General features: G+C 67.6%; 14 protein-coding genes. 3 read left to right on the plus strand and 11 right to left on the minus strand.

Annotated features, from left to right (window positions below; translation table 11 throughout):
• Positions 1 to 475 precede the first annotated feature (475 nt).
• Positions 476 to 1,138 carry a hypothetical protein gene (locus CR162_RS20295; RefSeq protein ID WP_099097326.1) on the minus strand — a complete coding sequence of 221 codons (663 nt, stop codon included), beginning with the start codon at positions 1,136 to 1,138 and terminating at the stop codon, positions 476 to 478.
• A 591-nt stretch (positions 1,139 to 1,729) separates the two neighbouring features.
• Positions 1,730 to 2,752: a TniQ family protein gene (locus CR162_RS20300; protein WP_099097327.1), complete on the minus strand. Its 1,023-nt coding sequence runs from the start codon at positions 2,750 to 2,752 to the stop codon at positions 1,730 to 1,732.
• Positions 2,753 to 2,965: 213 nt separating this feature from the next.
• Here CR162_RS20300 and CR162_RS20305 point away from each other — a divergent pair, with 213 nt between their 5' ends.
• The 3 genes from CR162_RS20305 (at position 2,966) to CR162_RS20310 (ending at position 5,441) form a co-directional block, all read left to right on the plus strand.
• A complete protein-coding gene (locus tag CR162_RS20305; RefSeq protein ID WP_099097328.1) occupies positions 2,966 to 3,403 on the plus strand; it encodes a hypothetical protein in 438 nt (145 codons plus the stop codon).
• Positions 3,404 to 3,514: 111 nt separating this feature from the next.
• Entirely contained in the window at positions 3,515 to 4,000 is a 486-nt protein-coding gene (locus CR162_RS22220; RefSeq protein WP_141563267.1) for a hypothetical protein, read from the plus strand.
• Between the two features lie 505 nt (positions 4,001 to 4,505).
• Positions 4,506 to 5,441, plus strand: coding sequence for a hypothetical protein (locus CR162_RS20310; protein ID WP_099097329.1), 936 nt, complete (start codon positions 4,506 to 4,508; stop codon positions 5,439 to 5,441).
• A gap of 569 nt (positions 5,442 to 6,010) precedes the next feature.
• On the opposite strand, the gene CR162_RS20315 is transcribed toward CR162_RS20310, so the two are convergent.
• From CR162_RS20315 to CR162_RS22555, 9 genes are all read right to left on the minus strand, one after another.
• Positions 6,011 to 6,451 carry a hypothetical protein gene (locus CR162_RS20315; RefSeq protein ID WP_099097330.1) on the minus strand — a complete coding sequence of 147 codons (441 nt, stop codon included), beginning with the start codon at positions 6,449 to 6,451 and terminating at the stop codon, positions 6,011 to 6,013.
• 444 nt (positions 6,452 to 6,895) lie between these two features.
• Entirely contained in the window at positions 6,896 to 8,671 is a 1,776-nt protein-coding gene (locus tag CR162_RS20320; protein ID WP_176559963.1) for a TniQ family protein, read from the minus strand.
• Positions 8,672 to 8,702: 31 nt separating this feature from the next.
• On the minus strand, positions 8,703 to 9,734 hold the full coding sequence (locus CR162_RS20325; protein ID WP_176559964.1) for a TniB family NTP-binding protein: 1,032 nt from the start codon (positions 9,732 to 9,734) through the stop codon (positions 8,703 to 8,705).
• Between the two features lie 5 nt (positions 9,735 to 9,739).
• Positions 9,740 to 11,992, minus strand: a complete 2,253-nt coding sequence (locus CR162_RS20330) for a hypothetical protein (protein WP_176559965.1) — start codon at positions 11,990 to 11,992, stop codon at positions 9,740 to 9,742.
• Positions 11,980 to 12,744: a hypothetical protein gene (locus tag CR162_RS20335; protein WP_141563269.1), complete on the minus strand. Its 765-nt coding sequence runs from the start codon at positions 12,742 to 12,744 to the stop codon at positions 11,980 to 11,982. Before CR162_RS20335 ends, CR162_RS20330 begins: the two co-directional genes overlap by 13 nt.
• 373 nt (positions 12,745 to 13,117) lie before the next feature.
• A complete protein-coding gene (locus CR162_RS23165; RefSeq protein WP_141563270.1) occupies positions 13,118 to 15,334 on the minus strand; it encodes an AAA family ATPase in 2,217 nt (738 codons plus the stop codon).
• Positions 15,335 to 15,338: 4 nt separating this feature from the next.
• The gene (locus tag CR162_RS20350; RefSeq protein WP_099097337.1) at positions 15,339 to 15,710 is read right to left on the minus strand and encodes a DUF6634 family protein; all 372 of its coding nucleotides are present in this window, start codon (positions 15,708 to 15,710) and stop codon (positions 15,339 to 15,341) included.
• Between the two features lie 698 nt (positions 15,711 to 16,408).
• Positions 16,409 to 18,193 (minus strand): hypothetical protein, encoded by a 1,785-nt coding sequence (locus CR162_RS20355; RefSeq protein ID WP_099097338.1) that lies wholly within the window; start codon positions 18,191 to 18,193, stop codon positions 16,409 to 16,411.
• Positions 18,177 to 18,639 (minus strand): hypothetical protein (locus tag CR162_RS22555; RefSeq protein ID WP_176559966.1); only part of this gene is annotated, 463 nt, incomplete at its 5' end. The genes CR162_RS22555 and CR162_RS20355, both read right to left, overlap by 17 nt.

Here is an 18,639-nt window from a genome sequence, read left to right on the forward strand (position 1 = left end):
GACCGCATCGTCGGGCTGCTGTGGCTTGCCCGGGCGTACTGGCGCGAATGGCGGGGCCCGTCGGGCTTACAGGCTACGGACTGATCTTCGCTGGCGTTCTGAGACAGAAATCAGGCGGATGAGGGTCGCCAAGCTCTAGCCCTGGCATTCCCAGGATGTCCTGCGATCTGGAAGCAGGGACGGTCTCTCCAGAGGGCGAGATCCGGTGGCTACTGCCTCCGCTGGCTCTGGTTCCGGTGGGCGGTACTCTGGATGGGGGTATAGGCTGACCCGCATGGACCATGCCGGAACTGCCTGCGTCGTCCCCTGCGTGCAACCAAGGCCCAGCAGTGGCATTCTGCATGTGTTCCGTGGCTTGGTAGCAGGGACGGTCGCTCCGGATGTGTAGATCCGACGCGGCCGTCCCTGTCGCATTGTGGCTCCGGTGAACGACGTCTGTTCAGCTCGGTGGCCCGACGCTCACCCCGACACACTTCTACAACGGACGCGTGTACACACTGTGTTCACCCTCTGGTTGAACCGGCAGGGCAGGACAAGCATGTTCTAGCTGTCCCGACAGGCCAGCCAATTCCGTGGCTTGGCGCTGTTCGATGTGCCCGGCTGTGGCGAGAGCGTACGTGCCCCGGCCATCCGAGCTGAATAGGTGACGGTTCTCGGTGAGGATGGTCGCCAGCCGGTCGATAGGCCGCGCTTCCTTTCCCATCACACCATCGGCAACGAGGATCTCCAGCAGTCGCTGGCGATGGAGCGGACCGTGCTGGCGGAGGGCCGACTCGACCATCGTGCAGATGCGCGAGGTCTTGGTGCTCGGCCTGTTCAGCCTGGCCTGTGCTGCCGGAGTGCTCATTGCCTCCAAAGCACGAAGCATCTTCGGCGGCGGGACCGAACTCCGCGAACCATTTACGAACCCATGCACTCGCCATAACCAGCGGACGGCCTCTGCCGCTTGGGCCTCATCCTGGGTGAGGCGCTCGAACTCAATGCGGCAACGCTCCGGCACGCTTGGATCGGCGTCATTGCACTCGGCCTCGACAAGAACCCTCTCGAGTTCCTGGCGCCGCGCCTGCGCCGCCGCCCGCCGCTGCTCCAAGCGGTCGATGAACTCCTCGAGCGGGCTGCAGAAGTCTGGCTCATCCATGCCCAAAGGAATGCTCGGCCGATCGGAAGGTTTCGGAGAATGGCGAAGCATTCCGACGAGGGCCGAACTTCGTGAGTTCAGCGACCGCAAGGAATGCCGACGTGCCAAAAGGAAAGCCTCGGCGAAGACAATGTCCGCCGAGGCTTTTCGCAATAAATCAATGGTTTGGGCGGGGGCCGGTCTACTGAATGGTGCCGGAGTCTCCCGTTTGGTGCGCGACTATATCATATAACGGCGCGCACTTAGATGGACTGCGCACCCCGTAACCCCTTGGTTTGCGGTGCGGGCCTCCGCGGGTTCCACGGACAGGCGTACGGCTTTCTTCAGACCCAGAGCCAACGAGTGCGCCAATCCCGAGACCAGAAAATCTGCCAATGATGTCAGGGTGTTGATAGCCTGGTGACGGCGAGTCCTTTGCAGCCTGCAGCGCGCGGCGAGTTGTGGTGCCGTACGGGATAGGAACTCGAGCAGCTGAAGCCGAAGCATCCACTATGCGGCTGGATACGGGAGCTGCCCCGCCTCACCGAAGGCCGCTCCGGGGCCGCACACGACCCTAGTCCCGGTGATTAGGCATCCCAATCGAGCTCACCCTCACGGCGTCCCGGCCGCCAATTCCCGCGCCGCCCGCCTCCACTCCGCCACCGCGCGCACGACCTCCTTCCCGCCACCGTTGGGCAGCGGCGTCGCCCAGCGCACGATGCCCTTGGTCACCTTTTGCGTCGCCGTGGTGACGTCCGTGAGATGGAGCCTCCGCATGTTGTCGAGTTCGGCGTGAAATCCCGCGGGCCAGTTCCGGACCGCTGCCAAAGAGCGGGCCAGCGCCTCATGCGGCGGCACCTCGACGTCGCCCATGTTCTCGAAGCCGAAGAAATACCGCCGCGGGCGCGTCGCGGCCGCGTCGAGCCCAAGGCGGACCAGGAACTCGATAACTTGGGCGTGCGCCATGTTACGGAACGGCGGCAGGGCCAGGACGCCGGTCCCCTCCTCGGTGAACTGAGGATCGCCCAACAATCCCTGGACGCAGGCCGTGGCGTTCGCCTGCTCAGGCGTGACCGGCGCCGCCGGGGCTTTCGTCAGGTCGCCGCCCTTTCGGCAGCCACACCATGCTAAACCGTTGCCTTTCCACTTGATCGGGTTCTCGCACGCATGACACTTGTCCACGAGGGCTTTGCGGTGGACGGGGCATGATGAGATAAAGGACAGGTCCCAGACGGCTAGGTGCCGTCCGCGTTCAGCCAGACACTCGGGGCACACCTTGCGCCCCTCTTGCAACCCGAAGTCCAAAGCGCTGCCGGGAAGCTCGTGGTTCCAGAACAGGACAAAGGGGGAGTGCGGGTCGCCGCGCCAGAGCGGCAGCAAGGATTCAAAGGGAACCGACGCCTCCAAGGCAAGCCTCTCGACAGAGTTGAGAGACGCACGTGACGCGAGTCCCTTGAAGCCCAATCGCTCACCCAGGGCTTTCGGCGTCTCTGTCCGCCGCCGATTGGCGAGACGGAAGATGTAGCTTTGGAGGCTTTCGTCCGCGGACGGTGTCAGGCCAAGGCTGTGTGGACGTGGCGCACCCTCTGGCGACAGGTAGCCTGGCGGGAGGCGCGGCTGTGGCGGTAGCGGCATGGCGCCGCACACTACAAGGACAGCACGCCTACAGTCGATCGGCAGGCGAGGGCGAACAGTCCCCTAATCCTACCGCCACACGCTCGACGTCGCCCAACGTAGCCCGACGCAAGCCTTAGGCGACGCAATTCCGATTAGGAAACAAGGATAGGTTTTGGCGTCATTTCGGCTGCTGGCGGCCCATCCCGGGCGCGGTCGCGCGCGGGGTCATCGATGGCTGAGCTGAAGATTGGCGACAGGCTGACGTTGCCCCACCAGTACGCCCTGGACGAGCAGGTCGCCGGGAACCCCATCCGCCAGCTGCTGCACCTGGCCCGGACCGCCACGGTTGCTGCCCGCCGCCTGAACGCCCGGGGTGCGCCAGACGGCTTCACCCTCGACATCGAGGGGGGCGGGTCCACCCTGCTGCTGGACCGGAAGCCCAGGGGTGACGAAGGATTCGAGCAAGCTCTGGTCTGCAGGCCCGGGCGCCTGCCTGCCGACCCGGCGGCGCAGTCCGCGGAGCTCGGCGCAGTTTGGACCAAGGTTAGCAAGGGTGCCTCCGAGTGGCAGGCACCGGGAGCGGCGGCGGAAGCCGCGAGGGTGTCGTGGGCGGATCCTGCAGGGTTTGAGCTGGGACGCCGCCGTCTGGTTCTGCCCTGGTTTCATTGACGATCACGAGGGCCGCAAGCGGAAGTCAGCCTAAGCAGTCGCAGCCTGGTCACGTCGACAGGTATGCCTTCCCTTGATAATGCTTCGCCTCTCCATCGAAGGGGAACTGAGTTGGCGAGTAACGAAGATCCGCGAGCGCGTGGCACAAAGCAAGCGGCGGATGAGGACGGTTCGGCGACGGGCAAGTCTGGCAACGGTGGTTCTGGCGGAGAGGCCGAAAGCGGATCCGGATCTGGATCCGGTGCTGCCTCCGGTCACCTCAATGCAATGGAGCGTTCGAAACTTCGGCGCCAGGTCAGGGAAGCTATTCTTAAAGATCTGCAGGCGATGAAATCGCAGGGCACTGGCGATGACACCCGTAACGCAAAACTGAGCAGCGTTCAGAAGCAGACCTTGCTCAACAGCTCGCGGTGGCCATTCCTCGTTTATCGCCTTGAGCCTCCTGTTCCCTCGGCCTTTGTATTGTTCCTGTACATTCCTGGGGGCGCTCCGCAGCGGATTGGATACTACGCCACGGACAAGGAAGTCGATGCGGCCATCGAGCGGCAATTATCCGAGACATCATCCGAGCCGGAGCACCGTCCCTTCGGTCGATGATCGCCACCATCTGATCGCAGCCGCTCCGTGAAGGCCATCAGTCGCCTCTGAGTGTCACGGGCGAGCGCACTGTGCGCCAACTGCCTGAGGCCTTCGGGCGTCTCGTACCAACTCAGGGCGCCGCGAAGATTGTCCATGGTCCAGAACGGATGCGGTGTTGGCTGATCCTTCGGCAGGAGCTGCCCAGAAGCCTTTGCCGCTTCCAACGCGGCGATGATGTTCTCAAGCCGCTCCTTCGCCTTTGGCGCCCGGATTCTTTTCAGAATCTCCGCGCGGCTCGGATCTGCCAGACCTTCGGCGATGAGCCAGAAGCTACCGCTCTGCACAGCGCCCTCGTAGGCATTGAGAAGGCGAGCTGCGTCGGACGCCCATCTCTGTCGCGGTGCCATCTTCGTGCCTCCAGCTGCATCCATTCGCCTCCCATGATAAGGGAGAGAGGCAGTAAGGGGAGCCCTTTCACCCGCGCCATGGACCTAAATGGCTACTAATCGGCCCTACCGCTCCCATGTCCGAGGGTGGGAAGCCGGGGACGGGGCTGAAGGGCTTCGGGAGCTACGCTGCAATCGTTGCGGCGCATATCGGGCCGGGTTGTGTCGCCTCAAGCACGCCTCCGGCAGGGGGCGACGACTCCAGATCCGCCGATTTCGAATTCCGGTTCGGGGCAAACGGCGTCCGCTACTTCCCCGCAGGCGGCCCACCGGCCTACATCAACATCGGCGGCAGGCGTACGCCGCTCGGCGACTGGCTGGCAGACAATCCCCCCTGGGTCCATTTCGCGAACGGCGCCGTGCTGCTCGATAATGAGCTGTTCTTCCCGCAAGGCATGACGGGGCGCATCCCGTACCCCCGCGAGCGCATCGCCGCCTGGGATTGGACGGGCACCGCCATCCGCAAGGAGTCGCAGAAGGCGGAAAAGCGTCCCGACTCCGTGCAGCACAGGGTGATCCGGCATCTGCTCGCCCTGACGGGGGACGAGGCCTTCGACATCGTTCTCGACGACGACGACGCGGGAGAGGTCGCTGACGTGGTGGCGATCAGGGCCACGCAGGACCGCATCGTCGTGCACCTCTACCACTGCAAGTACTCGGAAAAGCCGGAACCGGGCGCAAGGCTGGACGACCTCTACGTGGTTTGCGGGCAGGCGCAGAAGTGCGTCCGCTGGCGGGACGATGCCGAGGCGCTGTTCCGCCGCCTGCAGTCGCGCGAGGGCAAGCGCCTAGCGCGCGCGGCCCCAAGCCGGTTCGAGCGGGGCGACTTGGCCGCCCTGCGAAAGCTGGAGAGCATGCTCCGCAGCGCCGAGCGTGAGTTCGCCGTCTTCATCGTCCAACCGGGGCTCTCCAGGGCCAAGGCCGAGGGTGATCACCTGGAACTCCTGGCGGCGACGGAGACCTACTTGGCGGAGACGTCGGGGATGCCGCTGGGCGTCATAGGCAGTCAGTGATTGTCGTGAGTTCACAGCGGCCCGCCGCCGGTCACGTGACCCGCCGACCATTCCTCAGTTCCAGGGCCGCTTAGGTCTGGGCGTCTAGCTTATTGGACTTGGCTTCGGTCTTGCCGGTCGAAAGATACCCTCGAGGCGAGGTACCGACCTGCGACGCGACCTCTCCGTTGCCACGACACGCCGTAACCTGAAGCCGCGCAGGCGAAAGGGTACGGACATGCCGAGGGTGCTGTTGATCGAGGTTTCCTCAACTGAAGCTTTGCCGCTCGAAGAGTGTTGCGAGGCGGTTCAGCTCCCGGCACACATCGACGATGTTTTGGCAGCCGCCCGCAACATGCTCTTGCTGGATGCCTCGCTGCGTCTCGAGCATTCCACGTGGGTGAGCGATGGCTACAACGTTCCGCTTGGTGCGCCCGGATGCACCGCCTGGATTGCCGACGTCGATGGCAGGACCGCGAAGTCGTGGCGCCTATTCTGGGAAAGCGTACGGAAGCAGCGTCCGCAGGCGGGTGGCATTGCGCTCCGCCCAGATGACGAGCGCCTGCTGGAAGCGCTCAGCGGGCTGCTATCTACAGCCTCGTCTGGAGACGCTGGAGTGCCGCCTCAATCTTCCCAACAAGCCTCAAGGGCAGATTAGCAGCAGGATCCGCTTCAGCGAGCAACCTGTCCGACACCGCAAAGGTGCGCGGGTCTGCAGTTATATCGTCCTCGCTGGGCGTTCGCTTTCCGTCGGGAAGGTCATAGGTCGCTCGCATCAGAACAGTATCGGCAGGTTGGATCCAAAGCGTGTCCAAGGTCATCGGCTCGTAGTGGAACCAGAATCGGAAGTACAGGCGACGTAGGAATTGGCGTCGCTTCGGATCCTTTGACCTCTGCGGGGGAAAATCCCTTTGCAGCACGAGCATGTAAGGCACGGCCCAGACGGGCATGCCGACGTAAGCCCAGGAACGCCGTTCGGTGGCGGCTTCCAGCAACTCGATGAACTCGTCCGCTGTCAGGTTCGCCACCAAGGTGCGAATTGCGGAGTAGTGCCTTCGCCAGTCGGCAGCCACGGCGCCTAAGACATGGATCGCCGCGGCTGTATTCGGGGCCGCCGGGGTGAGCCCGTGGTATGGCCGTCCTGCCGGAGCCATAGTGGGGCAGACTGCTCCTCGCGGGTGTGCGAAGTGTGTCGCGCGTGTAGGTGATGCGTCGGCTCGCAGTGACAGCTCGGATGGGCAATACGGACAGCGCACGACGGGGCGGTGCCATTCCCCCTGATGCCCCGCTGGCCTTCGTCCGATGCTGCCTTGGTACTGCTCCACGGTCAGTCTTTGTCCAGTGATCGGATGTCTGGCGTAACGCACCTGATGCAGGTTCCCGCAGTTTGCGGGAGGGTACAGCCAGGATGCGCAGTCAGGAAGGGCAGCTGCCCGAATTCCTGTCGGGCAGAGCCTGCCTTTCCGGCGACCAAGTCAACGCCTCCTGAAGAACGCCTGCCGCCCGCCGTCCACGCCCGGTCCCGTCACCGGCAGCACGCCCACCGCCCGCAGGTCTGCCGCCAGCTTCCGGGGCGACGTGCCGCGCTCGCGCGCCAGCTCCGCGCCGGACACGTACGCCGTCCGGAAGCGGTCGAGCTCGGTGGCCGTGACGGCGCCGCCCTCGGTCCGGAGCAGGCCGCGCCGGATGAGGTGCGCCACCACCTCACGCTTGACGCCGAGCAACGCGGCGGTGGCGTAGGCGCTGAACGGACCCCGCTCGAGTGGGGACGCCACCCTGCGCACGTCGGCCCGGTCGAACCGCAGGCGTTTGAACCCTATGGCGGCCTGGTCGTAGGCGGCCACCGGAAGGTGCCCCGCGAGCACCATGCCCACGAACTCGGGCAGCTCGACGCCGCGCCGCTTCAACGCACCAGCCGCCTCCTCGAAGCCGAGGAGTCCTGGCTCGAGGCCGGTGTCAGCCGGGGCGCCCTCCGCCATCCTTCCCGGCAGCCCCTCGATGCTGGCGCGCCGGAACGCCCAGCGGCCCCAGCCATCGGCCGCTGCCCGGTGAACCGCCTCAAGAACGTCTGCCTGCGCCAGCCGCCGCACCCGTGCCCTGGACACCCCTAGGGCGGCGGAGGCTTCGTCCAGTGTCAGCGCGTCGCGCAGGTCGGCCGCCAATCCTTCCACCTTCGCTCGGTCAATCACCGCCGGGATGCCGCGCCCCGTGCCGTCAGGCGTCGGCAGCAGGCCAGCCTCCGCGAGCCGCTTGGTCGTGGGCAAGGATCTGCCCACCATGCGCGCGACCTCCTTCAAGGCGACGCCGTCACCCTGGACGCCCAGCAGCAGCGAGCGGTGCATCCGGCGGCCCAGCACTGGGTCGGCGGCAAGGAATTGGCGGGTCGCCTCGGCCAGGGCGTCGCGGAACGGCCCGGCCTCCAGCATCGACAGCCAGCCGTAGTAGGCGCCCATGGTTTTGGTGGCGCCGAAGCATCCGGCACGGGCGGCCTCCACGGCCCGCGTCGCCGCAAGGAATCCGTGAAGGGGAACAGGCCATTCCTCGACCGCGGCAAGGCCAGCGCCGACGACGCGGGCCACGGCGTCCGGCCCGGACGCGACGAGGGTCTCGATGCGTCTTTCCTTGCGCCAAGCGGTCAGGAACATGCCGGTGACCATGACCAGGCGCACGAGGTCGGCCGGTCCGACGGCCAACAGGGCATGGGGCAACCACGGGATCGTCTCGCCCGTGGCCAGCGCCAGCACGCGGGCGCTTGCCTCTGCCTCGTCGGAGGGGACCGGCATTCCGGCGAGCGCCCGAAGGTCGGTTCCGCAGGCGCAGCGGGTGACGTCGGCCACATTCCACCCCAGCCCCCGACAGCGAGGTCTGTGGCACCTGTCCACGAAGCGCAGGGCGTGGTGGGAGCAGGCGGTCACCAGGGCGCAGTCCCAGGCGGCACGCTGGATGGGCGCCGCGACGAGACAGGCTGGGCAGGCGCGCCGCCGTGAGATGTCGATGAACTCGCGGTGGAGCTCACCGCCAAGGAAACGGTGGTGGGCGAGGCGACCTGTGGGGCGGTAGGTGGCGGCTTCGAGAGCGGCGGGATCGGCGCCGGACAGGGTCGCGAGGCCGCGTATGTCATCCCCAGAGGTGGCGGAGCCAGGCTGGCGCAGGCCGACATGGATGGCGAGGCGGTCGGCGCCGGGGAAGCGGGCGCGGCCCGCGAAGCGCATCATGAAACCAGGGATGCTCTCGCCCGGCACGATGCCCATGCCGAGCGAGAGTGGCTGTATGCCCATGTGCTCAGGGCCGGAAGTTATGGTGGCGGTCGCTGCGGCGGGTACGGCCGCGCAGGCGGGTCTTTTCGGGTCCCGTGTCGATGGTAGGCCCGACTGCCTCGGGGAAGGCGGGGCGCTCCGCCGTCCACACTGCCGACTTGCCGTATGCTTTCACCAGGTGGGCGTAGGTCAGCCTGTCCGCCTTCCCGGCCGCGACGTCGTAGACGGCCTCCGCAGCGGCGGTCTCGATGAGGGTCGCCATGTCGCCAAGATATCCCGATGCGGCACGGCACAGCGGATAGGCCATCTTGGCTCCTGCGAGGCCGGACAGCACGCCGAAGACGTTGTCCCGGAGGAACTCATCCCATTCCATCAACACGTCCTGCAGGAATTCGCGGCTTTCGGCGATGTCCCAGTCCAGCGGCAGGAGTTCGTGCCGGATGCTCGCCCGCCTTCGGAATTCCGCGTCGGCCTCCCTGAGCAGTAGGACGGATGCCGTACCGGCGATGATGAGGGACGGTCCGCCCTTGGCGTTCACGATGTACCGGCAGAGACTCGCGATGCGCTTGATGGCAGCGGTGTCCTTGCCTTCGAGGCACTGGCTGAACTCGTCAGCGACGACGAGCCTGTTCCCCACGTCCCGGCCCACCGCAACGATGTCCTCCTGGATGACGAGGCGCTTCCGGCCCCGACCTACGACGTGATCGATGCTCTGGCCGGTCAGCGCGGCGAACCAGACCTCGGCGACGTCCTTCTCGCTTCCGTTCGGCGCTTTGAAGTACAACACGTCTTTGCGGTCAGCGAATGCGCCATCCGGGCCAGCGATGGCTCGGGGTTGGTCGGGGAACTGGCTGGTGTAGTCCAGGACGAGCTTTGACTTACCGCTGCCTGACCCCCCGACAAGGAGAAGGATGCCAGCCTCGCCAGACGACCCATGGTCGCGGTGGTGGAGGCGACGAATATCTCGCTGGATTTCGTCCGACTTGTCAGTCGGCAGGTAGAGCTCGCGGAACCTGCCCGAGAGCCTGACGAGACGGTCGATTTCGTTCTGGTCCATGGTGCTCATTGCCCTTCGTCGCCGCGCATGCGCTTCGCCTGCCGCCGCGGACGTGCCGCGCGGCCCTCGTCGCTTGTGTTCTCCGACTTCTCGGGCGCCGCCTGCGGCTCACTGGCGTCCGGTTGCGGCTGCACGTCGCCGGTGTCGTCGCCGGACGGCTGGTTGCTGTTCATCATCAGGAAGCGGACCAGGGCATTCCGCTTGAGCTTGGACAGCGATTTGCCGCTGGCCAGCAGCCGCGTGGCGTCCTCGAGCAGGGCGGCCTTGAGGGCCCGCAATTCGTCGGTGTCGTAGGTCCGCTCCAGGCGCCTATTGAATTTGAGAGTGATGTCGTGCTGGTGGAGGGTGAGACCGACCATCAGGCGACGATTGAAGGGTTCGACCTTTGCGATCGCACCCGTGAACGGGTTGACGACCCAGGCTTGCGACACATCGTGCTCGTCGAAGAGGACCTGGATTTTCGTGCCTTTGCGGTAGTTCGGGTTGGCGACGATCTGCCGGATGGCCTCGCCGTGCCACGTGAGACCTTGGGTGGTGACCCTTCCGCGCAGCGGCAGGCACATGTGCCGGTGGGTGAGCAGCACAGTCAGGTCGTGCTCGCTGCGGAGTGCCCGGGGCGGGTGCCTGTCCGTGTGCTCCTGCCAGCGGCGAAGGGGCACGTCGTCGATCCCGGTGTGCCACGACTTGGCGTAGACCATGGCGACCCAGGTCCAGAGGCGACGCACGAGGTCGGAGTACCGGATGATGGCATCCGGCTTCTCGGGGTCGTTATCCTCGCGGTGGCTGGGCGGGTTGGGTCCCGCAAGCGGCCGCTCCGCCTGTTCGCGGAAGTTCCGGATGAAGCGCTCGATGCACGCCTTGAGCTGCGGGTTCTCGCCCTCGGCGTAGTCCATGATCATGTCCAGGACCAGGGACGCGTTGCGCACGTGGTCATTATTCGTCGCCGCGGCCTGGTCGAAGAAGAACGACATCGGAACGCCGGTCGGGAACTCGTAGTCGAGGTTCGGTACGAGCTTCTTGAGGAAGCCCTTGGGCGTCATCGTCATCCGCAGGACGCTGAACCCGATGCCGAGGGTCTCGCCCGCGAAATGGACGATCAGCGCGAGCGGCATGCGGGTGAAGTGGTCGTAGGCGATGGAGACCCAGGCGCCGCCCATGTCCAGGCCGCTCCGGTCGTCCAGCACCCTGATCCGCCGCAGGCGGAAGTGATCGACCTCGACACGCTCCAGCGGGAAGGTCGTGACCACACCGTTGCCGATGGTGCGGACCTTGTCGAACTCCTTCTTGCCCTTGCGACGGCGGACGGCGACGTGCTGGTCAACTTCCTCGCGGATATAGCGGGCCACCTGGCTTTCGCTCGGACACCAGAGCTGGTTGTCCGGGTTCGCCGTGTTCCAGTTCGTCACCCGGTCGTTGAGCGCGCTCCAGACCTTCGACTTGCGGTTTTCCTGCCGCGTGAGCCAGACTAGTGTGATGGTCTCGATCAGCCACTGCTCGACCATAGCGGGCATCTTGCGCCCCCGCGGTCCCTGCCTGTCGAAGCGGGGCGCGAGGGCGCGGATGTCCCCGCCTGCCTGCTTCAACGTGTTGAGCCAGCCGTAGAACGTGCTGACGCCCGGGGCTTTCTGCCCGGTCGCCTTCGCGACCTGTTTCAGGAAGGCGAGGAGGGTCGCCTTGGAGACGCGGCCGCTGAGGTCGATGCGCTCGGCGACGGGGAGGTCCGGCATCCTCTCGCGGTAGAAGCGCTCCGGGTCACGGTACGCCTCCACGAAAACGGCGCTCCACTGCACCTTGGCTTTCATCGAGCTCGGCAAGCCGTCGAGCGGGACGCGGAGCACTTCCCGGATGCGCTCCGGCAGGTCCGCGTCAGGTGAATCGACGACCCAGCTCTCGCCGCGCCAGCACTCCTCCTGCCAGGCGATGTTGTTGACGACGGCGGTCTCGTCGGTCTTGACGTTCTCCAGGTGGATCAGGCCGCTCTTGAACAGCTTCACGCGCCAGACGCTGCCCTGGCGGTGGATGTAGGTGCCGCGGACGAGGCGCCGCCGGTCCAGCGGCTCCGGGACGGTCGGCTGGCGCAGGCTGCCGTTCTGCCAGTGCAGGATCCAGGAGGCGAGGCCCCAGGTCAGGACCTCGCCGGTCATCCGGTTGCGCAGGTCGAGGCCGTCGTTGTCGAGGCGCTCCACCATCCACGGGTGGCCGTCCCAACGGACGATCTGGCCCAGTCGGGGCAGGTATCGGTTGCTCATGTGCGCCACCCCTTAGTCCGCCAGGCCAACACGGGGGTGTCCGGTCCGAGCCCGGCCGAGATGTCGGCAACCACGAACCCGTTCGCGACCATGGACAGCAGCTGATGCCAGGTGGCGAGGCCATCCAGCAGCCGGTGCAACTCCCCAAGGGTGGCAGGGGCGTGACGCTCGGCCACGGTCGACACCGAGAAGGGCAGGGAGTCCGGCCACTGCCAGTAGCGGTAATAGAATAGGTCCTTGGCACCGGGCAGCGCGACGTCCTCGGTGACCTCGTCGCGGTTCGAGTGAACGAAGCCAAGACCCTGGCGCTCGCAGGCCGCGCGCATGGCGGCGAGGCGCTTCTTGCGGCGCGTGTCCGGCTTGGCCAGCGGGTGCAGGATTGTCAGCGCGTAGGAGCGCGTCTCCTCATGCACGATGAAGTCGGGGACGAATTTGAAGTCCTTGCCTTCCCAGTGGACTTCGATGGCCTCGGCTGTGGAGGTCCAGCCCAGCACCTCGTGCCGGGCGTCCAAGAGGAACGCGGCGTCGCGATGGTGATAACTCCGCAGGTGCTCGTAACGCCGCTTGCCCTTGGCTGGCGGGTAGTAAGTCGGGACCTGTGTCCGAGCCTTCGGTTGGTCCTGCTCTTCTTCCTCGGGTTCCTCGCCCCCGGCTTCTTTGCTGACAATCTTGCCTTTGGCCTTCCCCTTGGGGGGCTTGGCCGGGAATTTGGGGTTCCAGTTGCCGCGCGTCGGCACTGCCCCCAATGCGAATCGGCGCATCGTGGCTTCCAATCGTTTGAGCGTTCGGGATGCCGCCGGTGGGCGGCGTCAGACGGCGCGAGAACGACGTATCAGGGTGGGGAGCCGGAACTTGGCCCGGAAGCCTGGAAGGAAACCGCGCGCGCCACGCGGCGGCGTGCGCCGCGCCGTCGTCGGCGCAAAGGATTTGTGGTGGTGCATGATGTCCTCAGCGGTGAGGCCAGGAAAGCTGCAGGCGGGCACAGCGACGTGGGTGCCGTGCCGCAAATCCTCAGTCCGTGGCTATTCGCTTCGTGGAGATCATGGCTGCAGAGACGGCTGGCGCCTGGATTGGTTTCGCGCCCCCCTGCCATTTTCATGGACAGCTCTGGCGAGGCGTCCGGGTCGGGGCCGGTCATGGCCGCACCCTCCGGGGGCGGCGACCGGCGCATGGCGGTCGGCAATCCTTCGCGGCCGCCCCGGACGCCGCGACCAGGGCCTCGATCTCGGCGCCCGGCACCGTCTCCTTGGCGACCAGCATGTCCGCCAGACGGCAGATGGCCAGGCCGTGGTGCCGGACCACCGACCGCGTCTCGGCGTAGGCCGCGTCCAGCATCTCGCCGACCCGGCGCGCGACGTCGGGCCGCGCCGCCAGCAGCGCGGGGACACCGGCCGCCTCCGGCAAGCCGCGCCAGACCAGGGCGCCACCGCCCTTGTCGAGGCCGAGCGCGGTCACCGCCGCCGTCGCGAGGCGCGTCGCCGTGGCGAGGTCGCTCTCGGCGCCGCCGCCGCTCCCGGCCGATGCCTCGCCGAGCAGCTCCTCCTCAGCCGCCCGGCCCGCCAGCGCCTCGCGCAGCAATGTTGACAGCGCCGCCCGCGTGACCGTGGTCTGACCATCGGCGGGCTCCGTCCAGAGCACCCGGCCCGCGCGGTCGCCCTGCGCCACGACGGTGGCCGAGATCAGGGCACCCGGCCGTCCCAGCGCCGCCACCACGGCGTGCCCGGCCTCGTGGATGGCCACGCGGCGCAGCACCTCCGGGGCCGGGCGGGGCCCGCCGCCGCGCAACTCCGCCTCCAGGTCCGCCAGGGTCGCCTCCCGCCGGTCGTGCCGCGCCCGCCGCCGCATGCCGCGGACCCAGCGCTCGGCCTCGGCGCCGGTGGACCCGAAGCCCAGCAGCGCGAGGCGCGATAGGTCGGCGCCGGGCAGATCGGTGCCGAGGTGGTGGCGCAGGATGGCGGCCAGCGCCGCCTGGTCCGGCAGCGGCACCCGGATCAGGCGCTCCAGGCGACCCGGACGCAGGATGGCCGGGTCGATGCGGCTGGCGTCGTTGCAGCAGCCCAGGACGACCACGCCCTCGCGTCCGGCGGCGCCGTCCAGTTCCTCGAGGAAGGCGTTGACCACCTGGACCGAGTAGTCGCGGTCGTGGTGGCGGAAGGTGGTGCGGTTGCCGAAGCTGTCGATCTCGTCCACGAGCAGGATGCAGGGCGCCGCCTTGCGCGCGGCCTCGAAGGTCCCGCGCATGGCGCCGAGGGTCGTGCCGAGGTGGCCGTCCTTGGCGCCCTGCCACTGGCCCAGCGAGCCGGTCACCAGCGGCACCCCGCATTGCGCCGCCAGCGCCCTGGCGAAGGTCGTCTTGCCGGTGCCGGTGGGACCGACCAGCACGGCGCCGCGGTCCACGTCGCGCCACGGCAACGCGCCGCGGGCGTAGTCGGTGAGATCGCGCGCGACGTCCTTGCCCCACCGCGCGGCCTCGTCCATCCCGTGCAGGCCGTCGAGCGTCAGCGGGCGGACGGAGAGCCGCTGCGACGCCAGCTCCGCCAGCCGCCGGAGGTAGTCGTCGGCATCCTGGTGGGGCAGCCGGGCCAGCCACAGGTCACCGACGGTGACCAGCCGCGCCACCTCCGGCGGTACGGACGCGGTGACCGGCGCGGCGCCCGTCAACATGGTCGCCGCCTCGGCCAGCGCGGCCGGATCCAGCGGGCCGACGGTCACCGTCGCCGTGGCGGCCCGCAGCAGATCGGATGGCAGGCAGCGGGCGGGCGCCGGGCTGAAGCCGTAGACCGGGCGCCCGCTGGCGACCATGGTGCGGACGGCGCCGTTGCCGTCCTCGGGGCGGTGCCAGCGGTCGGAGCCGTCGCGGCGGAACTCGGCCCAGCTCGGCTCAATCTTGCTGATCCGCCGGTATGGCCGGTCCTGGGCGTCGTCGCCGTCGAACGGTACCTCGTCCGTGCCCTGGATCAGCATGCGCCAGGTCTCGGCGACGGGGACGACCCACTCGGCGTCCGGCACCTCGACCACGAGGACCGCGCCCGGCTCCCGCGCCCTGCCGTGCAGGGTCGGATCGGCCTCGAGCAGGCGCCGGAGCATGGCGTGGGCTGCGGCCTCGGCAGGGTCTTCCAGGCGCACGCGCGATGGCTGGTGGACGGGCGGGGGCGTTGGCTTCCGCGCCTGCGGCGGAACGGGACCGAGGTGGAACGGCTCGTGGCCGATCTCCTCCTCGACGGCTTCGGCCAGCCCTTCGATAGCGAGGTCCAGCGCGTCGCCGGTCAGGGCGGCGGCGCCACCCATGCTGCCGGGCGGCAGGGCAGGTGAGGGGGCGGATGCGGAGGTGCTGGGGATGGGGTTTGGCATGGTGTCACCGCAGGCCCAGGGAGCAGGTCCGGTCGGCGGGCGGCGGCACGACCGGCATGGGCGCGCGCGGGGCGCCGAGGCGATAGAGGCGGTTCAACGTTCGCGCCCAGCCCACGGTCGGCGCGAAGGCCCAAAGGTCTGAGGTCCGGCAGTAGGGGCCGTCCAGCAGCGGATGGCCGGTGACGGCGCCGACAAGGCACATGACCGGGCGCGAGGTCACGGCCCATCCCTCCAGCAGCGGCGCCTCCGACAGCTCCGCCGCCGACGGCATCCCGGCCGCCGCGAGCCGCCGCAGGTCCGCCGCCAGTGCCTCCAGCCTGCTGGCTTCCGCCTCGACGTCGCCGCGCACGGTTCCTCGTTCACCGATGATGAGCATGGTGCCTCCTGTCTCTGATGAGTGGTTGTCGGTGTGTTGGTGGCGGCCTGCGGGAGGGGCCGCCGGGCGCCCTGTGCGGGCGCGGGGATGACGACCCAGTGCCCGTTTTCGCGCCCGCCGACGTACCCCGCCGGGCCAGGGGGACCCGGTTCAGTCGCCTCAGGGAAGGGAAGGGCGGTCGTCATGCCCAGAACAGAAGCGGAACATCTCGCCCGGCGCAATAGGCATGCGTCGGTGTGATTTGCCAGCAAAGGAGGCATCACCAGCTGCCTTGAGACCGGGTGACAATCCCTCCCGCAAGCCGATCTATCGCCCTGAATCCTTGTGGTTTTCCTTGCAACATTCATGGCGTCGCGGGCCGACACGACGCGTTCGGTGTCGCTGGCTACCGACGGCCATGCCCGAAATCTCGTAGGATCAGATGCCTAGCAGTGGGCGCCGAGTACGCCATTCCAGAGACTGTGCGCCGACCACCGGCCGGGGCGCAGACTCTCAAAACGGCACCAAAAGGCATGTACCTGGGCGCCCATCGTCATTCGGATGCGGCATGTCGCTCCGCGGATCGTGAACAGCGGCTCATCCAGCGAAAACCGCGGTGCGGCAAAACTCCGATCCGGTGGCGCCCCGCGCCTGTGGGCAGCAAGGTTGCACATGGGCTGCCACATGGCCTTCTCATGGCGTCGCCGCAGGGTGCCGCCTCAACCACCCTGTCGGCGCAGGTTCGCGTCCAGCTGAGTGTACCGGGGATCCGTGCTCAGATGCGGATTGGCGTCCAAGACGCGTCTCAGCAGGCGGCGTAGCCCCAGCCCATCCCAGGAGTTCCCCAAGCCATCTGTAATCGCGTCGAGTAGCTTCAGAACGTCATTTGGGAACCGCTCGGGGAGGTCGTTCTCGGCCAAGTTGTGGACAAGGCGGAAGTGCTGGTTGCACCGGACCACCGTGCCCGCGATCAGGTCCACGGCCAGCGGGAAAGCCTCCCCGCTAGCGGCTGCCGCCAGTGCAAGGTTTTCGGAACTGCCCGCGTCGCGCAGGCCGACATCCTTGGGCCAGGCTTCGTCGATCCAGGGGCCAAGTCGGGCTTCCCAGAAAGCCGCCGCCTTCGCCGCGTCATCCGGCATCATGCGGTACAACTGGAACGCGGCGTGGCGGCGTGCCTCCGGATCTGCCGACCGGAGCAGGGATTGGGCTTCCTTTGCCTCGATGAGACCGGGAACCTCGATGCACGCCATCACCAAAAGCGACCAGAGCTGCTCCTTCGAGCGGTGCACCTCGCTGTCGTGATGGCGCAGCGTATCCAGGAGATCGTCCTTGAGCGCCGACAAGACCTTGGGGTGAATGGAACCCCCGGCGATGAAGCCCTTCCACAGGGCCGCGGCCTCGCGGGGTACCGTCCAGCTGAACTTCGGGACCAAGTGCTGCTGCGCCCAGTCCTGCTGTGTCATGAACAGGGCAGTCAGGTGGCGCGCCAGGATCACGCGTCCAAGCAGAAAGCCGTCCCCGCCGCCGGACGTCACCTGACGCAGGCGTAGTTCCGCCTCCGCCGGAATGCCCTGGCCCACTTTCGGTTGGTAGGCAAAGAAGCGGTGCAGGAGCGCCTCGGTCAGGCGCCCCGGCGGCTCGTTGATCGCGGCGTCCAGGGGGCTGGTATCCGGGCCGAGAGAGACAGGTAGCGCGAAGAAGATCGGAGCCAGCCGGTCCCAGAGCTGCCAGAAAAGGTCGGCCGGATCCGCTGCGGTTACTCGCGTGGCTCCCGGAAGCCAGTACCCGATGGCCCAGGCGACTTCCCGGTTCTGGAGGAACGAGTCCGGCGCCTGGAGCAGGAGGGGAGCCATTCGGCGGAACAGGGCGGCCTTGGCACAACCCCGCTTCATCCCGCTGAAGGCAACCAGCGTGGCCTGCCAGGTGTCACCCGGCCAAATCCCCCGGGCCGCGAGCTGCTCGAGCACCCTCGCAGCCGCCTTTGGCCGTGACGGAACCACCTCGCCCCAGAGCGCCATCAGGGATTTTCGCGTGTCGTCGAAGGCGCGGTGCTGGCGGACGGCGGGCTCTTGCAGGAGCGAGACGAGCTCCTCCAGCTTCAGCGCGCGCATCTCCCTCTCCGACACGCCCGCGCGATCAGGCACGCCCAGGCGTTCGAACTCGAACCCGAGCCTCACCGACGACGGCGCTTCCACGGGGCCGTGCGCCGCCTCGTAGGCCGTAAGGAGAGCGGATGCTTCGGGCGGCAGCGGTCTGTCGCCCGCGTCGCGCATCTCGGCCAGCCTCGAGGCGAGCTGCCACGCCCGCCGGTCGGCATCCTCGACATCTGGTGGACCGGCGACAGCCCTCCCGGCCAGCCGGGCGGCGCTTTCCTCGGGCAGTTCCCGCCAGAGCCGCCCCAGGAGGCGCATGCTTTCCGGTTCGTGACGCCTTGACCACAGGATGTCGCCGGACAGCAGGTAGTCGAGACCTGCCGCCAAGCGCGCTTCAGACTGCGTAGGCATCGAGAGCCATCCTCTGAAACAGGACGTAAGGGAGCGCCCGCCAGCGGAGCAGAAGGGCATCCGCCGCCTGGGCGTTCGTTTCCCTCAACGCCTCCATCGAATCCCGCGTCACGTCGATCAACCGCGTCCAGTCCTCGTAACCGCGGGCCTCGGGGCCGGGTCGGACCGGGCGGTACATGACAGGGAGCGGATCGCTGGTTTCGCCCGCCTGCCCCACCAGGGCAAACAGGTCGAGCGCGCGCTTCAGCTGGCTGGTCAGGTCATCCGCCACCGCCGCGAGAAAGGCCGTCCGGCCCCGGACTGCCTCGAGCAGGGATTCGAGCATGTCGCCGCAGGCCAGCTCGATGTCGATGGCGACGTGGTCTCCAGCCGTTGGCAGACGGAAGGAGGCGGTTCCTCCAGGAGGCGACGCACTCGGCTCGAAAAACGGATGGGTGCGCTTGATC

The sequence above is a fragment of the Teichococcus rhizosphaerae genome (assembly GCF_002631185.1).
Taxonomy (GTDB): Bacteria; Pseudomonadota; Alphaproteobacteria; order Acetobacterales; family Acetobacteraceae; genus Pseudoroseomonas; species Pseudoroseomonas rhizosphaerae.

Bases quoted from the DNA above. Each gene is read 5' to 3' on its own strand.
- CR162_RS20295 (WP_099097326.1), bottom strand. From the start codon at position 1,138: ATGGATGAGCCAGACTTCTGCAGCCCGCTCGAGGAGTTCATCGACCGC.
- CR162_RS20300 (WP_099097327.1), bottom strand. From the start codon at position 2,752: ATGCCGCTACCGCCACAGCCGCGCCTCCCGCCAGGCTACCTGTCGCCA.
- CR162_RS20305 (WP_099097328.1), top strand. From the start codon at position 2,966: ATGGCTGAGCTGAAGATTGGCGACAGGCTGACGTTGCCCCACCAGTAC.
- CR162_RS20310 (WP_099097329.1), top strand. From the start codon at position 4,506: ATGTCCGAGGGTGGGAAGCCGGGGACGGGGCTGAAGGGCTTCGGGAGC.
- CR162_RS20320 (WP_176559963.1), bottom strand. From the start codon at position 8,671: ATGGGCATCGTGCCGGGCGAGAGCATCCCTGGTTTCATGATGCGCTTC.
- CR162_RS20325 (WP_176559964.1), bottom strand. From the start codon at position 9,734: ATGGACCAGAACGAAATCGACCGTCTCGTCAGGCTCTCGGGCAGGTTC.
- CR162_RS20335 (WP_141563269.1), bottom strand. From the start codon at position 12,744: ATGCGCCGATTCGCATTGGGGGCAGTGCCGACGCGCGGCAACTGGAAC.
- CR162_RS23165 (WP_141563270.1), bottom strand. From the start codon at position 15,334: ATGCCAAACCCCATCCCCAGCACCTCCGCATCCGCCCCCTCACCTGCC.
- CR162_RS20350 (WP_099097337.1), bottom strand. From the start codon at position 15,710: ATGCTCATCATCGGTGAACGAGGAACCGTGCGCGGCGACGTCGAGGCG.
- CR162_RS20355 (WP_099097338.1), bottom strand. From the start codon at position 18,193: ATGCCTACGCAGTCTGAAGCGCGCTTGGCGGCAGGTCTCGACTACCTG.